At 66.5% G+C, this 15850-nt stretch carries 12 protein-coding genes; all 12 read left to right on the top strand.

Annotated features, from left to right (window positions below; genetic code table 11):
- Nucleotides 1–157: 157 nt before the first annotated feature.
- Nucleotides 158–310 carry a hypothetical protein gene (locus QX132_RS13350; RefSeq protein WP_315771425.1) on the top strand — a complete coding sequence of 51 codons (153 nt, stop codon included), beginning with the start codon at nt 158–160 and terminating at the stop codon, nt 308–310.
- A gap of 503 nt (nt 311–813) precedes the next feature.
- Nucleotides 814–2115: an MFS transporter gene (locus tag QX132_RS13345; protein ID WP_315778736.1), complete on the top strand. Its 1302-nt coding sequence runs from the start codon at nt 814–816 to the stop codon at nt 2113–2115.
- Nucleotides 2116–2185: 70 nt separating this feature from the next.
- Nucleotides 2186–3418 carry a cytochrome P450 gene (locus tag QX132_RS13340; RefSeq protein WP_315796327.1) on the top strand — a complete coding sequence of 411 codons (1233 nt, stop codon included), beginning with the start codon at nt 2186–2188 and terminating at the stop codon, nt 3416–3418.
- Nucleotides 3419–3587: 169 nt separating this feature from the next.
- Nucleotides 3588–7355: an AsmA-like C-terminal region-containing protein gene (locus QX132_RS13335; RefSeq protein WP_316161455.1), complete on the top strand. Its 3768-nt coding sequence runs from the start codon at nt 3588–3590 to the stop codon at nt 7353–7355.
- Between the two features lie 31 nt (nt 7356–7386).
- Nucleotides 7387–8328 carry a LysR family transcriptional regulator gene (locus QX132_RS13330; protein ID WP_315778728.1) on the top strand — a complete coding sequence of 314 codons (942 nt, stop codon included), beginning with the start codon at nt 7387–7389 and terminating at the stop codon, nt 8326–8328.
- A gap of 121 nt (nt 8329–8449) precedes the next feature.
- Nucleotides 8450–9331 (top strand): shikimate dehydrogenase, encoded by an 882-nt coding sequence (locus tag QX132_RS13325; RefSeq protein ID WP_315778727.1) that lies wholly within the window; start codon nt 8450–8452, stop codon nt 9329–9331.
- A 79-nt stretch (nt 9332–9410) separates the two neighbouring features.
- A complete protein-coding gene (locus tag QX132_RS13320) occupies nt 9411–10550 on the top strand; it encodes an ABC transporter substrate-binding protein (RefSeq protein ID WP_316161453.1) in 1140 nt (379 codons plus the stop codon).
- Nucleotides 10551–10621: 71 nt separating this feature from the next.
- Complete coding sequence (locus QX132_RS13315; RefSeq protein ID WP_315755128.1) at nt 10622–11497, top strand: branched-chain amino acid ABC transporter permease; 876 nt, start codon at nt 10622–10624, stop codon at nt 11495–11497.
- The gene (locus tag QX132_RS13310) at nt 11494–12492 is read left to right on the top strand and encodes a branched-chain amino acid ABC transporter permease (RefSeq protein ID WP_315811301.1); all 999 of its coding nucleotides are present in this window, start codon (nt 11494–11496) and stop codon (nt 12490–12492) included. The genes QX132_RS13315 and QX132_RS13310 overlap by 4 nt, the downstream gene beginning before the upstream one ends.
- Nucleotides 12489–13232: an ABC transporter ATP-binding protein gene (locus QX132_RS13305; protein WP_231320008.1), complete on the top strand. Its 744-nt coding sequence runs from the start codon at nt 12489–12491 to the stop codon at nt 13230–13232. Before QX132_RS13310 ends, QX132_RS13305 begins: the two co-directional genes overlap by 4 nt.
- Before the next feature lie 11 nt (nt 13233–13243).
- Nucleotides 13244–13981: an ABC transporter ATP-binding protein gene (locus QX132_RS13300; RefSeq protein ID WP_315778722.1), complete on the top strand. Its 738-nt coding sequence runs from the start codon at nt 13244–13246 to the stop codon at nt 13979–13981.
- The gene (locus QX132_RS13295) at nt 13978–15849 is read left to right on the top strand and encodes a bifunctional sugar phosphate isomerase/epimerase/4-hydroxyphenylpyruvate dioxygenase family protein (RefSeq protein ID WP_315778720.1); all 1872 of its coding nucleotides are present in this window, start codon (nt 13978–13980) and stop codon (nt 15847–15849) included. The genes QX132_RS13300 and QX132_RS13295 overlap by 4 nt, the downstream gene beginning before the upstream one ends.
- Nucleotide 15850: the final 1 nt, after the last annotated feature.

Below are 15850 nucleotides of genomic sequence, written 5' to 3'. Positions count from 1 at the left end.
CCGAAATCTCGATATTGGCTGACGTCTTCTACTAATCACGAGCGATGGCGGAGCGTTGCCTGCCCGTCGGGTTACTATGTCGCAGGTGATTTCGCTTGTGTCGTCGGGCAAATCACCGCGATCCTTCCGCGCATCCCGCCTCACTTGCGGAGGGGCGTTGCGCGCGATCGTCACGACACGCGAGGCGGGGAGCGGTGGCCGCGAGAACTCGCAGCATGTCCTTTTCGATGTGCGGACGAACGATGCTCTTGCGGACGTGAAGTTGCAGGGTTCTGATACCTCGACGCTGGTATCACCGCGCAACGCGTGAAACGCGTTGTCGCGCATGGCGGCCAACAAGCCGAGCGCCAGGAAGCCTGCATATAAGCGTGAAGACCATCGCGCAGGGAGGGCCGGGTGATCTCGGCTGAACCTGTGGTACCTGCCGCCTGCATTTTTTTGAGCAGGCGGGCCACGGGCGCGGCCAGCACCCGGCCTTCCCTGCGCCCTCCTGATTGAGGGTGAACGGACGTTGCACAGCCCGGGCATGTCATGCCGCGGAATTATAGATGCGCGTTCGATCGACGGATTCAAGCTATCGCCACAATCGTCATTGCGAGCGCAGCGAAGCAATCCAGAATCTCTCCGCGGCACGAGTCTGGATTGCTTCGTTGCGCCGCTGCGCTCGCAATGACGGCGGAGAGGAGCTGCCTCCAATCTGTGCGCCGCACACATGACCTCGGAGGTAACTGACACGGGATGGCGCGGCGTAGAAAATCCTTGACCCCTCCGCATGCAGATGATGCGAAGGATGCACCAGGGAGTGAAACAACAATGCGCCTGCCGTTCTATTATGGCTGGGTCATCGTCGCCGTGACCTTCGTGACGATGGCCGTCGGCGTCAATGCACGCACGGCGTTCTCGCTGTTCTATCCGCCGATCCTCGCCGAATTCGGCTGGGACCGCGGCGTCACCGCCGGCGCGTTCTCGTTCGGCTTCGTTGCCTCCGGAATCGTCAGTCCGCTGATCGGACGGCTGATGGATCGCACCGGCCCGCGGGCCGTCATGGAACTCGGCGTCGCGCTGATGGCCGGCGGCCTGTTGCTGGCGCCGCTGACTTCGCAGCCCTGGCATCTCTACATCACCATCGGCGTGATGGTCGGCGCCGGCAGCGTCTGCCTCGGCTATTCCGGCCAGTCGCTGTTCCTGCCGAACTGGTTCATCCGCCGCCGCGGGCTGGCGATCGGCATCGCCTTTGCCGGCGTCGGCATCGGCTCGATGACGCTGTTGCCGTGGGTGCAGCATATGATCGCGCAGACCAACTGGCGGACGGCCTGCACCGCGATGGGCATCGTCGTGCTGGTCGTGCTGGCGCCGATCAATCTGCTGCTGCGCAAGAAGCCGGAGGAGATCGGCCTGCGTCCCGACGGCGACGTCGCGCCGCTCGCCAATGCGGCCAAGCCGGTCTCCAACATCGTCGATGCCGCCTGGGCCGGCACCGACTGGACGTTGTCGCGCGCGCTGCGCACGGGCCGGTTCTGGTGGCTCGCGCTCGGCTATTTCTTCGGGCTCTACGTCTGGTACGCGGTGCAGGTGCACCAGACGAAATACCTGCTCGAGATCGGCTTCAGCTCGAGCGTCGCGGTGTGGGCGCTCGGGGCCGTCAGCCTGCTCGGGATTCCCGGCCAGATCGCGCTCGGCCATTTGTCGGATCGTCTGGGGCGCGAGGCGGTGTGGGGATTAGGCTGTCTCGGCTTCGCGATCTGCTTCGCCGCGCTGATCGCGCTCAAGGCCGCGCCGTCGCTGGTGCTGATCTACGTCATGGTGGCGACGCAGGGCGCGCTTGGTTACGGCCTGACCTCGGTGATGGGCGCGGTCGCGCTGGAAATATTCCAGGGCGCGCATTTCGGCAGCATCTTCGGAACGCTGATGCTGATCGGGCTGTGCGGCGGCGCAGCAGGGCCGTGGGTGACCGGCGTGCTCTATGACTACACCCTGAGCTACACGCCGGGCTTCGTGATCGCCTTCCTCGGCGCCTTCGTCTCGGCGGCGGCGATCTGGATCGCGGCACCCCGCAGGGTCCGCCTCGTCGCCGGCCAATTGCACAGGTTAAGGACGGCAGGGGCCACGGCGTGATGTGTGATCCGGCCGACTTGCCATCGCCGCGCGGCCGTGAGCTAATCGGCCAATCCAAGGGAGGGACCACATGAACGAGCATGTCCAGGCCGCCAAGGCTGCGCCGCTGTTCAATCCGCTGTCGCCGGAGTTCATCCGCGACCCCTATCCCTTCTATGCGCAACTGCGCGACAACGATCCGATGCATGTGACGCCGTTCGGCGCGTTCCTCGCCAGCCGGCACGCGGAATCGAGCCTGGTGCTGCGCGACAAGCGCTTCGGCAAGGACTTCGTCGCGCGTTCGATCCGGCGCTACGGTCCCGACATCATGCAGGAGCCGGTGTTCCAGAGCATGCGGCATTGGATGCTGCAGCAGGACCCGCCGGACCACACCCGGTTGCGCGGCCTGGTCGTGAAGGCGTTCACCGCGCGGCGCGTCGAGGACATGCGGCCGCGCATCCAGGAGATCGTCGACCGCACGCTCGATCAGGTGATCCCGCAGGGCCGGATGGACCTGATCGAGGACTTCGCGTTCAAGCTGCCCGTCACCGTGATCTGCGACATGCTCGGCATTCCCGAGGAGCATCGCGAGGCGTTCTACAAGAGCTCGCGCGAGGGCGGCCGACTACTCGAGCCGGTGCCGCTGTCGAAGGCCGAGATCGCCGAGGGCAATGCCGGCAACGCCGTGTCCAAGGCGTATTTCCAGCACCTGTTCGAGTTGCGCCGGAAACATCCCGGCGACGATCTGACGACGCAGCTGCTGCAGGCCGAGGAGGATGGCGCCAAGCTCAGCCATGAGGAGCTCACCGCCAACATCATCCTGCTGTTCGGCGCGGGGCACGAGACCACGGTCAACCTGATCGGCAACGGCCTGCTGGCACTGCACCGCAACCCGGAGCAGCTGGCGCTCTTGAAGGCGCGGCCGGAGCTGATCACCAACGCGATCGAGGAGTTCCTGCGCTACGATTCCTCGGTGCAGCTCACCGGGCGGGTCGCGCTCGAGGATATCGAGGATCTCGGCGGCCGGCGGATTCCTGCGGGCGAGAGCGTGCTGTGCCTGCTCGGCTCGGCCAACCGCGATCCCGCCGTGTATCCGGACAATCCGGAACAGCTCGATATCACCAGGCCAAACGTGAAGCCGCTGTCGTTCGGCGGCGGCATCCACCATTGCCTGGGCGCGCAGCTTGCCCGGATCGAGGCCGAGATCGCGATCGGAACCCTGCTGCGGCGGCTGCCGGAGCTGAAGCTGGACGATCCGGACAACCCGGAATGGCGGCCGACCTTCGTGCTGCGCGGCCTCAAGCGGCTGCCGGCCCACTGGTAACCATCTTCGTTAACGGAGTTGTGCAACGCCCCCGGAAAGACCGACAGCGCTGTGACTTCGCCATACTTAATCCTATATGATGCAGCGCTCCGGTATCGATGCCAGTGGGCCGCGGCCGCATTGGTTTTAAGGTTGGGACACCGGAGCGTTGTCCTTCGAGGGAGACCCCGTGCAGACGACCCTGCTCGGCTTGGCGATTGCCTTCATCCTTGCGCTCCTTGCTGCGCTGATCGGCCCGTACTTCGTCGACTGGAACCAGTTCCGGCCGCAGTTCGAGGCCGAGGCGAGCCAGGTCATCGGTGTGCCCGTGCGGGTCGCCGGTGCGCTGGATGCACGGCTGTTACCGACGCCGACCTTAAGGCTGCGCCAGGTCACGTTCGGCGGCGCCAACCACCTCGGCAAGCTGCGCGCCGACAAGCTTGACGTCGAGTTCAGCCTTGGCGATCTGATGCGCGGGGAATGGCGGGCGAACGAACTCACCATCGGCGGCATGGCCGCCGATCTCGGCCTCGATGCCAAGGGCCTGGTCGACCTGCCGGCTGCCTCCGGCCGCTTCAATCTGGCCGCGCTCGCGATCGACCGGTTCAATCTCACCGGCCGCGTCGCCCTGCACGACGCAGCCAGCCGCTCGACGCTGGAGCTGACCGACATCGTCTTCTCCGGCGACGTGCGCTCGCTGGCTGGCTCCCTGCGCGGCGACGGCGCCGTGTCGATCCGCGGCGGCCGCTACCCGTTCCGGGTGTCGTCGAGCCAGGACAAGGACTCCAACGGCCTGCGCGTCCACCTCAACATCGACCCGGGCGAGCGTCCCGTGATGGCCGACATCGAAGGCCTCATCAGCTTTCCCAACCGCTCGCCGAAGTTCGAAGGCGCGCTGACGCTGTCGTCGCCCCCGAAAGAGCAGGGCGCCGACAACGACAAGCCCGCCCAGTCTGCGAAGGAGCCGTCCGCAAAGCAGGTCCAACAGGCCAAGACCCGTCCGCTGAACCAGGCCGGCGCGACGCCTTGGCGCATCGCCACCAAGATCGTCGGCGACCAGGCGACGGCCAAGCTCGACCAGATCGAGGTCAGCTTCGGCCAGGAGGATCGCTCACTGAAATTCGCGGGCAGCGGCGACGTCCGTTTCGGCGCCGCCCCCGTGCTGAAAGCCTCACTGTCCGCACGCCAGCTCGATGCCGACAAGCTCCTGGCCGGCGGTGACGACGTCAAGGACCGGCGGGCGATTGCGCCCGCGCTGGTGCTGCCGGCGCTGCGCAACTGGATTGCACAACTGCCGACCTTGCCGATGCCGGCCAACGTGCAGTTCGCGACCGAGCAGATCATGCTCTCCGGCCGCCCGGTGCAGAACTTCACCGCCGACCTGCACAACGAGCCGTCGGCATGGAGCCTCGAGAAGGTCGATCTGCGCGCGCCCGGTTCGACGCGGCTGACCTTCCGGACCATCGGCATCTCGACCTCGGTGACATCGGGCTTCACCGGCGCGCTCGATCTCGAATCGTCGGAGCCCGATACGCTGGTGGCCTGGCTGCAGGGCCGCAGCGACAGCAGCTACCGCGCCCAGCGTCCGCTGCGGCTGCGCGGCGACCTCAACGTGGCGCCGGAGCGGATCGCGATCGACAGCCTCAAGGCCGATATCGACGGCGGCTCCGTCGATGGACGCGTCGCTCTCGTCAACCGGTCGGCCGGGCCGGGCTCGCGTTTCGAAGCGGTGCTGAAGGGCGACCGGCTCGACCTCGACGCGGCGATGGCCGTGACCCGGTCGCTGGTCGGCGTCACCGGCGAGTGGCCCGCCGAGGCCACCGTGGCGCTCGACGTCGGCCGCGCCAAGCTCAGCGGCCAGGAGCTGCGTCCGCTCACCGCGCGCTTTTCCTACGATCCCAAGACCATCGCCATCGACCAGATCAAGTTTGGCCAGAGCGGCGGCGTGACGAGCGAGGGCTCCGGCCGTTTCGATCGCGCCGACGCGACCGGGCGGCTGGTCGTGACCTCGATGGCCGGCTCGCTCAAGGAGATCACGGCGCTGGTGCAGCCGTTCGCGCCGCAGATCGCCGCGCGCTTCGATGCACTCGGCACGCCTGCCGGCGCTGCCCGGTTGAAGCTCACGCTCGATCTCGCCAAGGATCCTGCCAATGCCGACCGCAGCCAGGCCAAGGCGGTGCTCGATCTCGATGCGCCGCAACTCAAGGGCTCGGCGACGCTGACGGCCAAACCGTCGGCGGCGGCGCTGCGCAGCTTCGAGGTCGACGCGATCGATCGAACCGAGCTTGGGATCGAGAGCCGCGTCGCGGCCGAGCAGGGCAATGTCGTGCTGGCGCTGCTCGGGCTCGATCGCGTCGCGGCGGCCGGCAACGGTCCGGCCCAGTTCGACGCCAGCGTGACCGGCAGCTGGCGCACGCCGCTGCGGGTGAATGCGAAGCTGTCCGGCGCCGGGCTCGATGGCGATGCGCAAGGCTCCGTCGATCCCTGGGGGGACACCGCCAAGGCCAACGTCAATCTGCGCCTGCGCAGCGCCAATCTGTCGCCGTTGTTCGGATTGAAGCCGCAGGATCCGGCGGCGCAGAACATCCGCCTGTTCTGCCGTCTCGGTCTTTCCAACAATCGCGTGACGCTCGACGACATCGACAGCACGGTCGGTGGATCGCGGCTGCGCGGCCGGCTCGCCCTGGTGCTCGACGAGGACAAGCAGATCGATGGTGAGCTCGGGCTGGACGCGCTCGACGTGCCGCAAGTGTTCTCGGTGCTGGTCGGCGCAGCCGGGCGTGAGCAGGCCGAGCCTCTCGGCGCAGGTCTCTTGAAGGGATGGCGCGGGCGGGTCTCGTTCCAGGCCCTCAGCGGCGCCATTCTGAACGGCACGGATCTGCGTCCGCTGGGTGGCGCCATCAAGAGCGACGGCCAGTCGCTGACCATCGAGAACGTCAAGGGCAAGCTCGGCGGCGGCGACGTCACCGCGACCGTCGATGCGCGCTCCAACGCGAATGGTCTCGTCCTGAACGGCCGCGTCGAGCTCGCCGGCATCGACGGCAACGCGCTGCGCTATCACAGCCTGAAGATGCCGGCCGGCAAGGTTTCGGCGCAGATGACGCTCGCCGCCGAAGGGCGCAGCGTGCAGGCACTGGTCAACGCGCTCTCGGGCAATGGCACGGTGACGCTCGACAATGCGGCGCTCCCCAATCTCGACCCGCGGGCGTTCGATGCGGCGTTGCGCGCGGCCGACGCAGGCCAGGTGAGCGACGACGGCAAGTTGCGGCAGGTGATCGAGCCGGTGCTGACATCGGGGACGTTGCCGGTCGCGTCTGCTCAGATCCCCTTCATCATCCGCGATGGCCGGCTGCGTGTCGGCGCCACCACGCTCGAAGCGCAGGGCGCCCGCGCCGTCGTGTCCGGTGGCTTCGACATTCCTGCCGACCAGGCCGACATTCGCGCCAGCCTGAGCGCGAACACCGTCGGCAACGCCAACAGCCGTCCCGAGATCCAGCTGTTCGTGATCGGCACGTCCGGGGCGCTGACGCGCGCGGTCGACGTCACCTCGCTGTCGTCGTGGCTCGCGGTGCGTGCGATCGATCGCGAAACGCGGCGTCTGGATGCGATCGCGCGCGGCGAGGTGCCGCCGGCCTATCCGTCGTCCACCGCGTCGCTGCCCGGTGTACCCGAGGCTGGCCCGGCCGCGCCGAGCGCGGCCGACGTGCCGCTGCCCGGGCGTGATCCGCGGCGTGAGCCGCGCGCCAAGCTCGGCGGTCCCCGCGCCGTCGTGCCGCCGCTGACCCCGCCGCTCTCCGCTCCCGCGCCTCAGCCGGCGGCACCGGTGGCATCGAGCCAGCCGCAGGTCGCGCCCTTGCCGCCGCCGGTCGAGATCAAGCCCGCGCCGGGTGCGCTGCCGCCGCGCCCCAGGCCCGTGCCGCGTCCGCCGGTCGTGCTGACGCCGCCGGGCAGTCCATGATGCCGGCTGACGGCGTGCGGGGACCGCGCCGATGATGACGTTGCGACAGGTCGAGGTCATCCGCGCGGTCATGGTGACGGGCACCATCAACGGCGCCGCGCGCCTGCTGAAGGTGTCGGCACCGGGCGTCAGCCGTCTGGTGAAATACACCGAGCGCTCGCTCGGCATCCGTTTCTTCCAGCGCCAGAACGGCCGCTATTTCCCGACCCCCGAGGCGCAGAACATCTTCGAGCAGATCAACAGCGTCTACGAGAAGGTCGACGATCTCAGCTACATCATCTCCAACATCGGCCGCGGCGCGCTGTCGGAACTGCGCGTCGGCTCGGTGCCCAGCATTTCCCAGGTGATGGTGCCGCGCGCGATCGAGCGCGTCCGCCGCCGCTATCCCGATCTCGGCATCGACATCAACATTCTCAAGATCGAGGAAGCGATCGACTATCTGATGCTGGGCAAGGGCGAGTGCGTGGCGATGAGCTACCGACTCGATCATTCCGGGCTCGAATTCCTGCCGCTGGCCTCAGGCGAATTGTTCTGCATCGTGCCGCCGGGACACGAGCTCGCCGGCCGCAAGCAGGTGTCGGCTGCCGAGATGACGCGCTATCCGCTGATCGGCATCGATCCCAACGACCCCTACGGCCGGATCATGGCGGAGATCTTCGCGCGCAACAAACTCAGCTACATCATCTCGATCAAGGCGCGCTTCGGCACCACGGTCTGCGCGCTGGTGAAGGCCGGGCTCGGCATTGCGGTGATCGACCAGTTTACGGTCGCGCATGGCGGCTATCCCGGCATCGAGTTGATCAAGATTGCCGAGCCCACGCGGTTCGACACCTACATCGCCGTCAAGCGCGGCACGCCGCTGTCGCTCTACGCCGAACACTTCATCGACTGCCTGCGCGCGGAGATGCGCGCGCTGGAGCCCGGCCGACGTCAGGTGGCCAAACCGGCGAAATCCGGCGGCGGCAAAAAATAACATGATGTTAGGTTCAGCCGATATTTGAGTAATTGTGTTAGCGAGCGAACGCGCTATCGTCTGCATCGAAATCCGCGCGTGCGACGCTCGCACGTCACAGCAGCAAGAGACAAAAGCGAACGTGCCCGATCTTTCCGCGCTCAAAGCCCGCAAATTCCTAACCGGCTTGATCGGTGCGCCGATCGCGCATTCGGCGTCTCCCGCGATGCACGAATATGCTGCGGCGGCGCTCGGCGTCCGCTGCCATTACCAGCTGATCGAGGTGGCCGGTGCCGATCGCGCGGGTCTGGCGACGCTGCTTGAAGGCGTGCGCCGGCTCGGCTTTGCCGGGGTCAATGTGACCTATCCCTACAAGGAAGCTGTGGTCGAACTGCTCGACGAACTCGCGCCGAAGGCGGCGGCTATGGGCGCCGTCAATACCGTCGTCGTGCGCGATGGCCGGCTGATCGGCCACAATACCGATACCACCGGCTTCGAGCGCGCGGTGGCGCCGCTGGCGGCGCAGACCAACCAGGGTGCGGTGGCGCTGGTCGGAGCCGGCGGGGTGGGCAAGGCAATCGCCTTCGCACTTGCGAACCTCGGCGTCGCAGGCCTTCGCATCTACGACACCGAGCGCGCCCGTGCCGAAAAGCTCGCGAGCCTGTTGCCGGCGGGCAGAGCGTATACGGTGGTCGACAGCGTCGAAGCGGCGCTGCAGGGGGCAGCGGGCGTCGTCAACGGCACGCCGATCGGGATGCTGCCGAACCGCGGTACGCCGGTGCCAGATCAATTGCTGCGTGCCGATCTCTGGGTCGCCGATGCCGTCTATTCGCCGCTGTGGACGCCGCTGCTGAAAGCCGCCAAGGCCAAGGGCGCGCGCGTTCTGCTCGGCCGCGAGCTTGCGATCTACCAGGCCGCCGACGCGTTCGAGCTGTTCACCGGTCTCGCACCGTCGACCGAGGCGATGGGGGCGGCGTTCGACAACCACATGGCGGAGAGATATCCGGCGGTTGACGCCGCCTGAGCAAACCGGCCAATACGCGCCGGACTAGTCGTTCAAGCAAGAAACGCAAACAAGCGTTTAAAGCAGAGGAGGAAACAACGTGAGATCGATCACCCTGGCTGGCCTGTGCTCAGCCGTGCTGCTGTCCGGAGCCGCCTTCGCGCAATCCGGCGCCCCCATCAAGATCGCCAATGTCGCCGAGCTCTCCGGCGGCGGCGCGACCGTCGGCAACAACTGGAAGAACGGCATCGACCTCGCCGTCGAGGAGGTTAACGCCAAGGGCGGCATCCTCGGCCGCAAGATCGAGGTCAGCCATGCCGACTCGCAGTCGAACCCCGGCGTTGCGCGTGCGCAGGTGCAGAAGGCGCTCGATGGCGAGCCCTACGTGCTGCTCGGGCCCGGTTATTCCGGCTCGGTGAAGGTGACGGCGCCGCTGGCGGCCGAGGCCGGCATCACCCAGATCATGGGCGGCGAAGCGGCCGAGCTCACGCAGGCCGGCAACAAGTTCCTGTTCCGCACCTCGTTCGGCCAGCAATCGTCGATGCCGAAGGTCGCGAAGTACATCAACGATGAGCTGAAGGCGAAGTCGGTCGCGGTGGTCTGGGTCAACAATGATTTCGGCCGCGGCGGTCGCGACGTCATCACCAAGGAGTTCAACCGTCTCGGCATCAAGGTCGCGGCCGACCTCTCGACCGAAGCCGGCCAGGCCGACTTCGCCGCCGACGTCAGCAAGATCAAGGCGGCGGCGCCGGATGCGGTCTTCATCTATGTCAACGAGGAAGAGAGCGCGCGCATCCTCAAGGAGATCAAGCGCCAGGGCGTGACCGCGCCGCTGATCGGCGAGACCACGCTGGTCGGCCAGAAGGTGATCGAGCTCGCCGGCGATGCCGCCAACGGCGCCCGCGGCCATGTCGGTCTCACCACCGACGCACCGATCGAGGCCATCAAGGCGTTCCGCGACCGCTTCGTGAAGAAGTACAACTACGTGCCGGATCACAACGGCCTCAAGGGCTATCTCGCGATCTACATGGTCAAGGCCACGACCGAGAAGATGGGCAAGGTGGATTCCAAGGCCTTCGCCGACACGCTGCACGGCCTGACCATCAAGACCTCGACCGAGCCGAATATCCTGATGGATGTCACGTTCGACCAGAACGGCGACATCGATCGCCAGGGCTTCCTGGTCGAGGTGGTCGAAGGCAAGCAGGTCGTGAAGCAGGTGCTGCCGAAGCTCAACTGAGGACAACGGTCGACCGGCGGCGCCGGAGGGGACGCCAGTGCCGCCGTCACCCAAAGGCTTAGGGGGAAACGATGTCCAATCTGCTCGACCTGATCGTGGCGGGTCTCGCCACCGGCGCCATCTACGCGCTCGTTGCCGTCGGCTTCACCTTGCTGTGGCAGACCTCGCAGACCATCAACTTCGCCCAGGGCGAGTTCGTGATGCTGCCGGCCTTCCTGATGCTCGCGGTGATGCATCTCGGCGCGCCGTTCTGGCTCGCGGTTCTCGTCGGCATCCTGTTGTCGGCACTGCTGCTCGGTCTCGCCTTCAAGATGCTGCTGGTCGATCCGATGCTGCGGCATGGCGTGCTGCCGCTGGCGATCGCCACCATGGCGCTGGCGGTCGGGATCAAGGAGGCGGTGAAGCAGTTCTTCAGCGCCGAGGCCTCGCCTTTCCCTTCGATCGTGCCGGTAGGTGACGTCACCGTCCTGGGCCGGGCGATTTCGCTGCAGAGCCTCGGCGTGCTCGCAGTCGCGATCCTCGCGGTCGTCGGATTGACCACGCTGTTGAACCGCACCTCGCTCGGCCATCAGATGCAGGCGGCCGCGCAGAATCCCACGGTGGCGCGCATCATCGGCGTGCCCGTCGAGCGTATGATCCTCCTGACCTTCCTGATCAATGCCGTGCTGGTCGCGCTGGCCTCGCTGCTGATCACGCCGATCTATCTCGCGAAGTTTTCCAGCGGCGAGGTGCTCGGGCAAGCGGCGTTCATCGCCGCGATCGTTGGCGGCTTCAACCAGGTGCGCGGCGCCATTGCCGGCGGTCTCCTGATCGGCGTCGTCGACAACCTCGCCGCCGCCTACGTCTCCACTCAGTATCGCGCCGCCGTTCCGATGGTGCTGCTGATCCTTGTCATCCTGTTCCGGCCGCAGGGCCTGCTCGGACGCGCCGAGGAGCGTACGGTATGAGCAAGCACAGCAAACTGCTTCTCGCCGCGCTCGGTCTCGTCATCATCGCGGGTCTGATCATCATCCCGATGAACTTCAACCGCTACGGCCTGTATATTCTGAGCCAGTGGGCGGTCATGACCATTGCGGCCATGGGGCTCAACCTCACGCTCGGTTATGCCGGACAGGTGTCGCTGGCCCAGGGCGCGTTCGTCGGCATCGGCGCCTACGGGGCCGCGATCCTGACTACGCATGGCTGGCCACTGATCGCCGCGCTAGGGCTCGTCATCGTGATCTGCTTCGCCGTCGGCTGGCTCTTGGGCTATCCGGCGCTGCGCGTGCAGCACCACTATCTCGCCTTTGTCACGCTCGCCTTCTCGACCTTGGCGTTCCTGGTGTTTCGCAACGAGAGCTGGCTCACCAACGGCATCTACGGCATCAGCAACATTCCGCGCCCGGAAATCTTCGGCTTTCCGACCCGCAAGCCATTGCCGTTCTATTACCTCTGCCTCGGCTCGCTCGGTCTGGTGACGCTGGCGATGTGGTGGCTGATCCGCTCGCCCTGGGGCCGCGCCTTCATGGCGCTGCGCGAGAACCCGATCCGAGCGCAGTCGCTCGGCATCGACACCAGGCGCTACACGCTGATGGCGTTCGCAATCGGCTCCGTGCTCGGCGGCATCGCCGGCGTGCTCTATGCGCCGCTGACGCAATATGTCGATCCCGTGCCGTTCAACCTGCAGCTCTCGCTCGATCTCTTGATGATGGTGATCGTCGGCGGCGCCGGCTTCATGCTCGGGCCGTTCCTCGGAGCCATGATCGCGGTGCTGCTGCCGGAGTGGCTGCGCTTTGCCGAAGGCTATTACCTGATGCTCTACGCGGCCGCGGTCATCGTGCTGCTGATCTATTCGCCGAGCGGCATCCTCGGCATTCTCGACCGCTATCTCAGCTCACGCCGGACTCAGGCGGCATCCGCGCTGCGAGCGGCGGCTCAATCCAAGCTGGAGGCCGCGCAATGACAGCAGTTCTCGACGTCCGCGACGTCAAGAAGAGCTTCGGCGGCATCACCGCCGTCAACGGCGTCAGCTTCGACGTGCAGGAGGGCGAGATCCTCGGCCTGATCGGTCCCAACGGCTGCGGCAAGTCGACCCTGTTCAACTGCATCCTTGGCCAGCTGGTGCCGAGCGCGGGCGAGGTGAGGGTCGATGGCAAGCTCGTTACTGGACAGCGTCCGTCGGACCTCAATCGCCTCGGCGTCAGCCGCACCTTCCAGCTGCTGCAGGTGTTTCCCAAACTGTCGGTGCGCGACAATCTGATCCTTGCCGGGCAGGAGCATCGTGGCAGCATGCTGTCGCGCCTGCTCGGTCCGTCGGATGCGGGACTCACCGAGACGGCCGATCAGATGATCGGCTTCTTCAAGCTGGAGCATCTTGCCAACGAGCCGGCGGGCGGCCTCTCCTACGGCCAGCAGAAGCTGCTCGATGCGGCCATGGCGTTCATGGGCGGCCCGCGGCTGGTGCTGCTCGACGAGCCGGCCGGCGGCGTCAACCCGACCATGCTGGGCGACCTCAAGGAGCGGCTGATCGCGATCAATCGCGAGCGCCGCGCCACCTTCGTGGTGATCGAGCACAACATGGAGTTTGTGATGTCGCTGTGCTCCCGCGTGATGGTGATGGCGGAAGGCAAGGTGCTTGCGATCGGCAAACCCGACGAGATCAGGGCCAACCCGGCCGTGATCGAAGCCTATCTCGGACACTGAGGGAGCCGGCGATGAGCGATCCCATTCTCGATGTCCAGAACCTCGTCGGCGGCTACGGCAAGATGACGATCCTCAACGGCACGACCTTCTCGGTGCCGGCGGGCTCGATCACCACCGTCATCGGTCCGAACGGCGCCGGCAAGTCGACCGTGTTCAAGGCGATCTTCGGCCTGCTCAAGCTGCGCGAAGGCAAGGTGGTCTTCAAGGGCCGCGACGTCACCGGCTTGAGCCAGCGCGCGCTGCTCGGCGCCGGCATCTGCTACATCCCGCAGGGCCGCAACATCTTCGGTGAGCTGTCGGTGCGTCACAACATCGAGCTTGGCGGCGTCGCCGCTTCGCGCGATCTCGATCTGACCGCCCGCGTCGAGGCGGCGCTCGACGTCTTTCCGGTGCTGCGCAAGAAGGCGGATCGTCAGGCCTCGACCCTGTCGGGCGGCGAGCAGAAGCAGCTCGAGATCGCGCGCGGGCTGCTTCTCGAGCCGCAGCTGGTGCTGATCGACGAGCCCTCGATTGGCCTGTCGCCCTTGATGGTGCAGCAGACCTTCGACATGCTGAAACAATTGCGCGACCGCGGCGTCTCGGTGCTCCTGATCGAGCAGAATGCGCGCTCGGCGCTGGAGATCTCCGACTACGGCATCGTGCTCGAGCTCGGCCGTACCCGCATCATCGACAAGGCCGATCGCGTGCTGGCCGATCCGCGCATCGGCCAACTGTTCCTGGGCGGCGCGATGGAGGAGACGGCGGCATGAACCAGCGCTCGATCGCAACGGTCTCCATCTCTGGCGCGCTCGACGAGAAGCTCAAGGCGATCGCTGCCGCCGGCTTCGATACGGTCGAGATCTTCGAGAACGATCTGGTCGCGTTCGGGATGCGGCCGCGCGAGATCGGGCAGATGTGCCGCGACCTCGGCCTTGCGATCTGCGCCTATCAGCCGTTCCGCGATTTCGAGGGCATGCCGGAGCCGCAGCGCGCGCGCAACTTCATCCGCGCCGAGCGCAAGTTCGACCTGATGCAGGAGCTGGGCACGGATCTGCTGCTGATCTGCAGCAGCGTATCGCCGGCCTCGCTCGGCGGTATCGATCGCGCCGCCGCCGATTTCCACGAGCTCGGCGAGCGCGCCGCGAAGCGGGGTCTGCGCGTCGGCTATGAGGCGCTGGCCTGGGGCCGTCACGTGCATGACTATCGCGATGCCTGGGAGATCGTGCGCCGCGCCGATCACAAAGCCATCGGCGTCATCCTCGACAGTTTCCATGCGCTCGCACCGGCGCTGCCGACCAACGCGATTCGCTCCATTCCCGCCGACAAGATCTTCCTAGTGCAACTCGCCGATGCGCCGAAGCTCGAACTGGATGTGCTGTCCTGGAGCCGGCATTTCCGCAGCTTTCCCGGGCAAGGCGATCTGCCGGTCGGGGCGTTCATGGAGGCGGTGGCCGCGACCGGCTATACGGGGCCGCTGTCGCTGGAGATCTTCAACGATCAGTTCCGCGCCGGCTCGGCGCCGCGCACCGCGCTCGACGGCATGCGCTCGCTGCTGCTGTTGCAGGATGACCTCGCCGGGAAGATGCCCGCCCAGCCGGAGCCGCGCTTCGAGCCTCGGGTCAGGAGCCACGGCATCGGCTTCGTGGAATTCGCGGTCAGCGAGGACAAAGCGGAGTCTCTGGCGAGACTGTTCGGGCAGCTTGGCTTCCGCAAGACGGGGCGTCATCGCAGCAAGGCGGTGCAGCGCTGGTCCCAGGGCGCAATCGAGCTGGTGATCAACTGCGAGCCGGCCAGCTTTGCGCATTCGCATTACGTCACGCATGGGGCAGGCGTCTGCGCGTTGGCGCTGGACGTCGACAGCGCCGCTCGTGCCATGGCGCGGGCGCAGTCCTTGAAGACGCGCACCTTCACGCAGCCGGTCGGGCCGGGGGAACTGGAAATTCCGGCGATCCACGGCGTCGGCGGCAGCCTGTTGTACTTCCTGGATACGCACGGGCGGCACTGGGACGTCGATTTCGAAGCTGTCGCCAGCGACAGGAGCACCGACCGTCTCGTCGCGGTCGATCACATCGCCCAGTCGATGCCGTATGAAGAGATGCTGTCCTGGCTGCTGTTCTATGCCGGGATCATCGACTTCTCGCGGCTGCCGCAGATGGAGATCGCCGACCCCCGAGGCCTCGTGCAGAGCCAGGCGATCGTCAACGGCGATCGCAGCCTGCGCTTCATCCTCAACGGCTCCTCGGCGACGCGCACCTTGTCCTCGCGTTTCATCTCCGAGTTCTTCGGTTCCGGCGTCCAGCACATCGCGTTCTCCTGCGACGACATTTTTGCAGCCGTGGCCGAGATGCGCGCCCGCGGCGCCGGCTTCCTCGACATTCCCGATAACTACTACGACGATCTCGAAGCCAAGTATGATCTTGCGCCCGAGACGATCGCAGCGCTCCGTGCCAACGAGATCCTGTACGACCGCGACGGCGACGCCGAGTTCTTCCAAGTCTACACCCATATCTTCGAGGAGCGCTTCTTCTTCGAGATCGTGCAGCGGCGCAACTATCAGGGCTTCGGTGCGGCCAATGCCGCGATCCGGCTGGCGGCGCAGGCCCGCGAGGTGCGGCCGGACGCGATGCCGCGGCTGTAGC

The organism is Bradyrhizobium sp. SZCCHNRI20481, assembly GCF_032485055.1.
GTDB lineage: Bacteria > Pseudomonadota > Alphaproteobacteria > Rhizobiales > Xanthobacteraceae > Bradyrhizobium.
Note: the sequence above shows the minus strand (reverse complement) of the source record. Positions and strands in the feature narration are given on the sequence as shown.

What these genes read in the sequence shown, in the direction of transcription:
- QX132_RS13345 (WP_315778736.1), top strand. Translation starts at nt 814, where the DNA reads ATGCGCCTGCCGTTCTATTATGGCTGGGTCATCGTCGCCGTGACCTTC.
- QX132_RS13340 (WP_315796327.1), top strand. Translation starts at nt 2,186, where the DNA reads ATGAACGAGCATGTCCAGGCCGCCAAGGCTGCGCCGCTGTTCAATCCG.
- QX132_RS13330 (WP_315778728.1), top strand. Translation starts at nt 7,387, where the DNA reads ATGATGACGTTGCGACAGGTCGAGGTCATCCGCGCGGTCATGGTGACG.
- QX132_RS13315 (WP_315755128.1), top strand. Translation starts at nt 10,622, where the DNA reads ATGTCCAATCTGCTCGACCTGATCGTGGCGGGTCTCGCCACCGGCGCC.
- QX132_RS13310 (WP_315811301.1), top strand. Translation starts at nt 11,494, where the DNA reads ATGAGCAAGCACAGCAAACTGCTTCTCGCCGCGCTCGGTCTCGTCATC.
- QX132_RS13305 (WP_231320008.1), top strand. Translation starts at nt 12,489, where the DNA reads ATGACAGCAGTTCTCGACGTCCGCGACGTCAAGAAGAGCTTCGGCGGC.
- QX132_RS13300 (WP_315778722.1), top strand. Translation starts at nt 13,244, where the DNA reads ATGAGCGATCCCATTCTCGATGTCCAGAACCTCGTCGGCGGCTACGGC.
- QX132_RS13295 (WP_315778720.1), top strand. Translation starts at nt 13,978, where the DNA reads ATGAACCAGCGCTCGATCGCAACGGTCTCCATCTCTGGCGCGCTCGAC.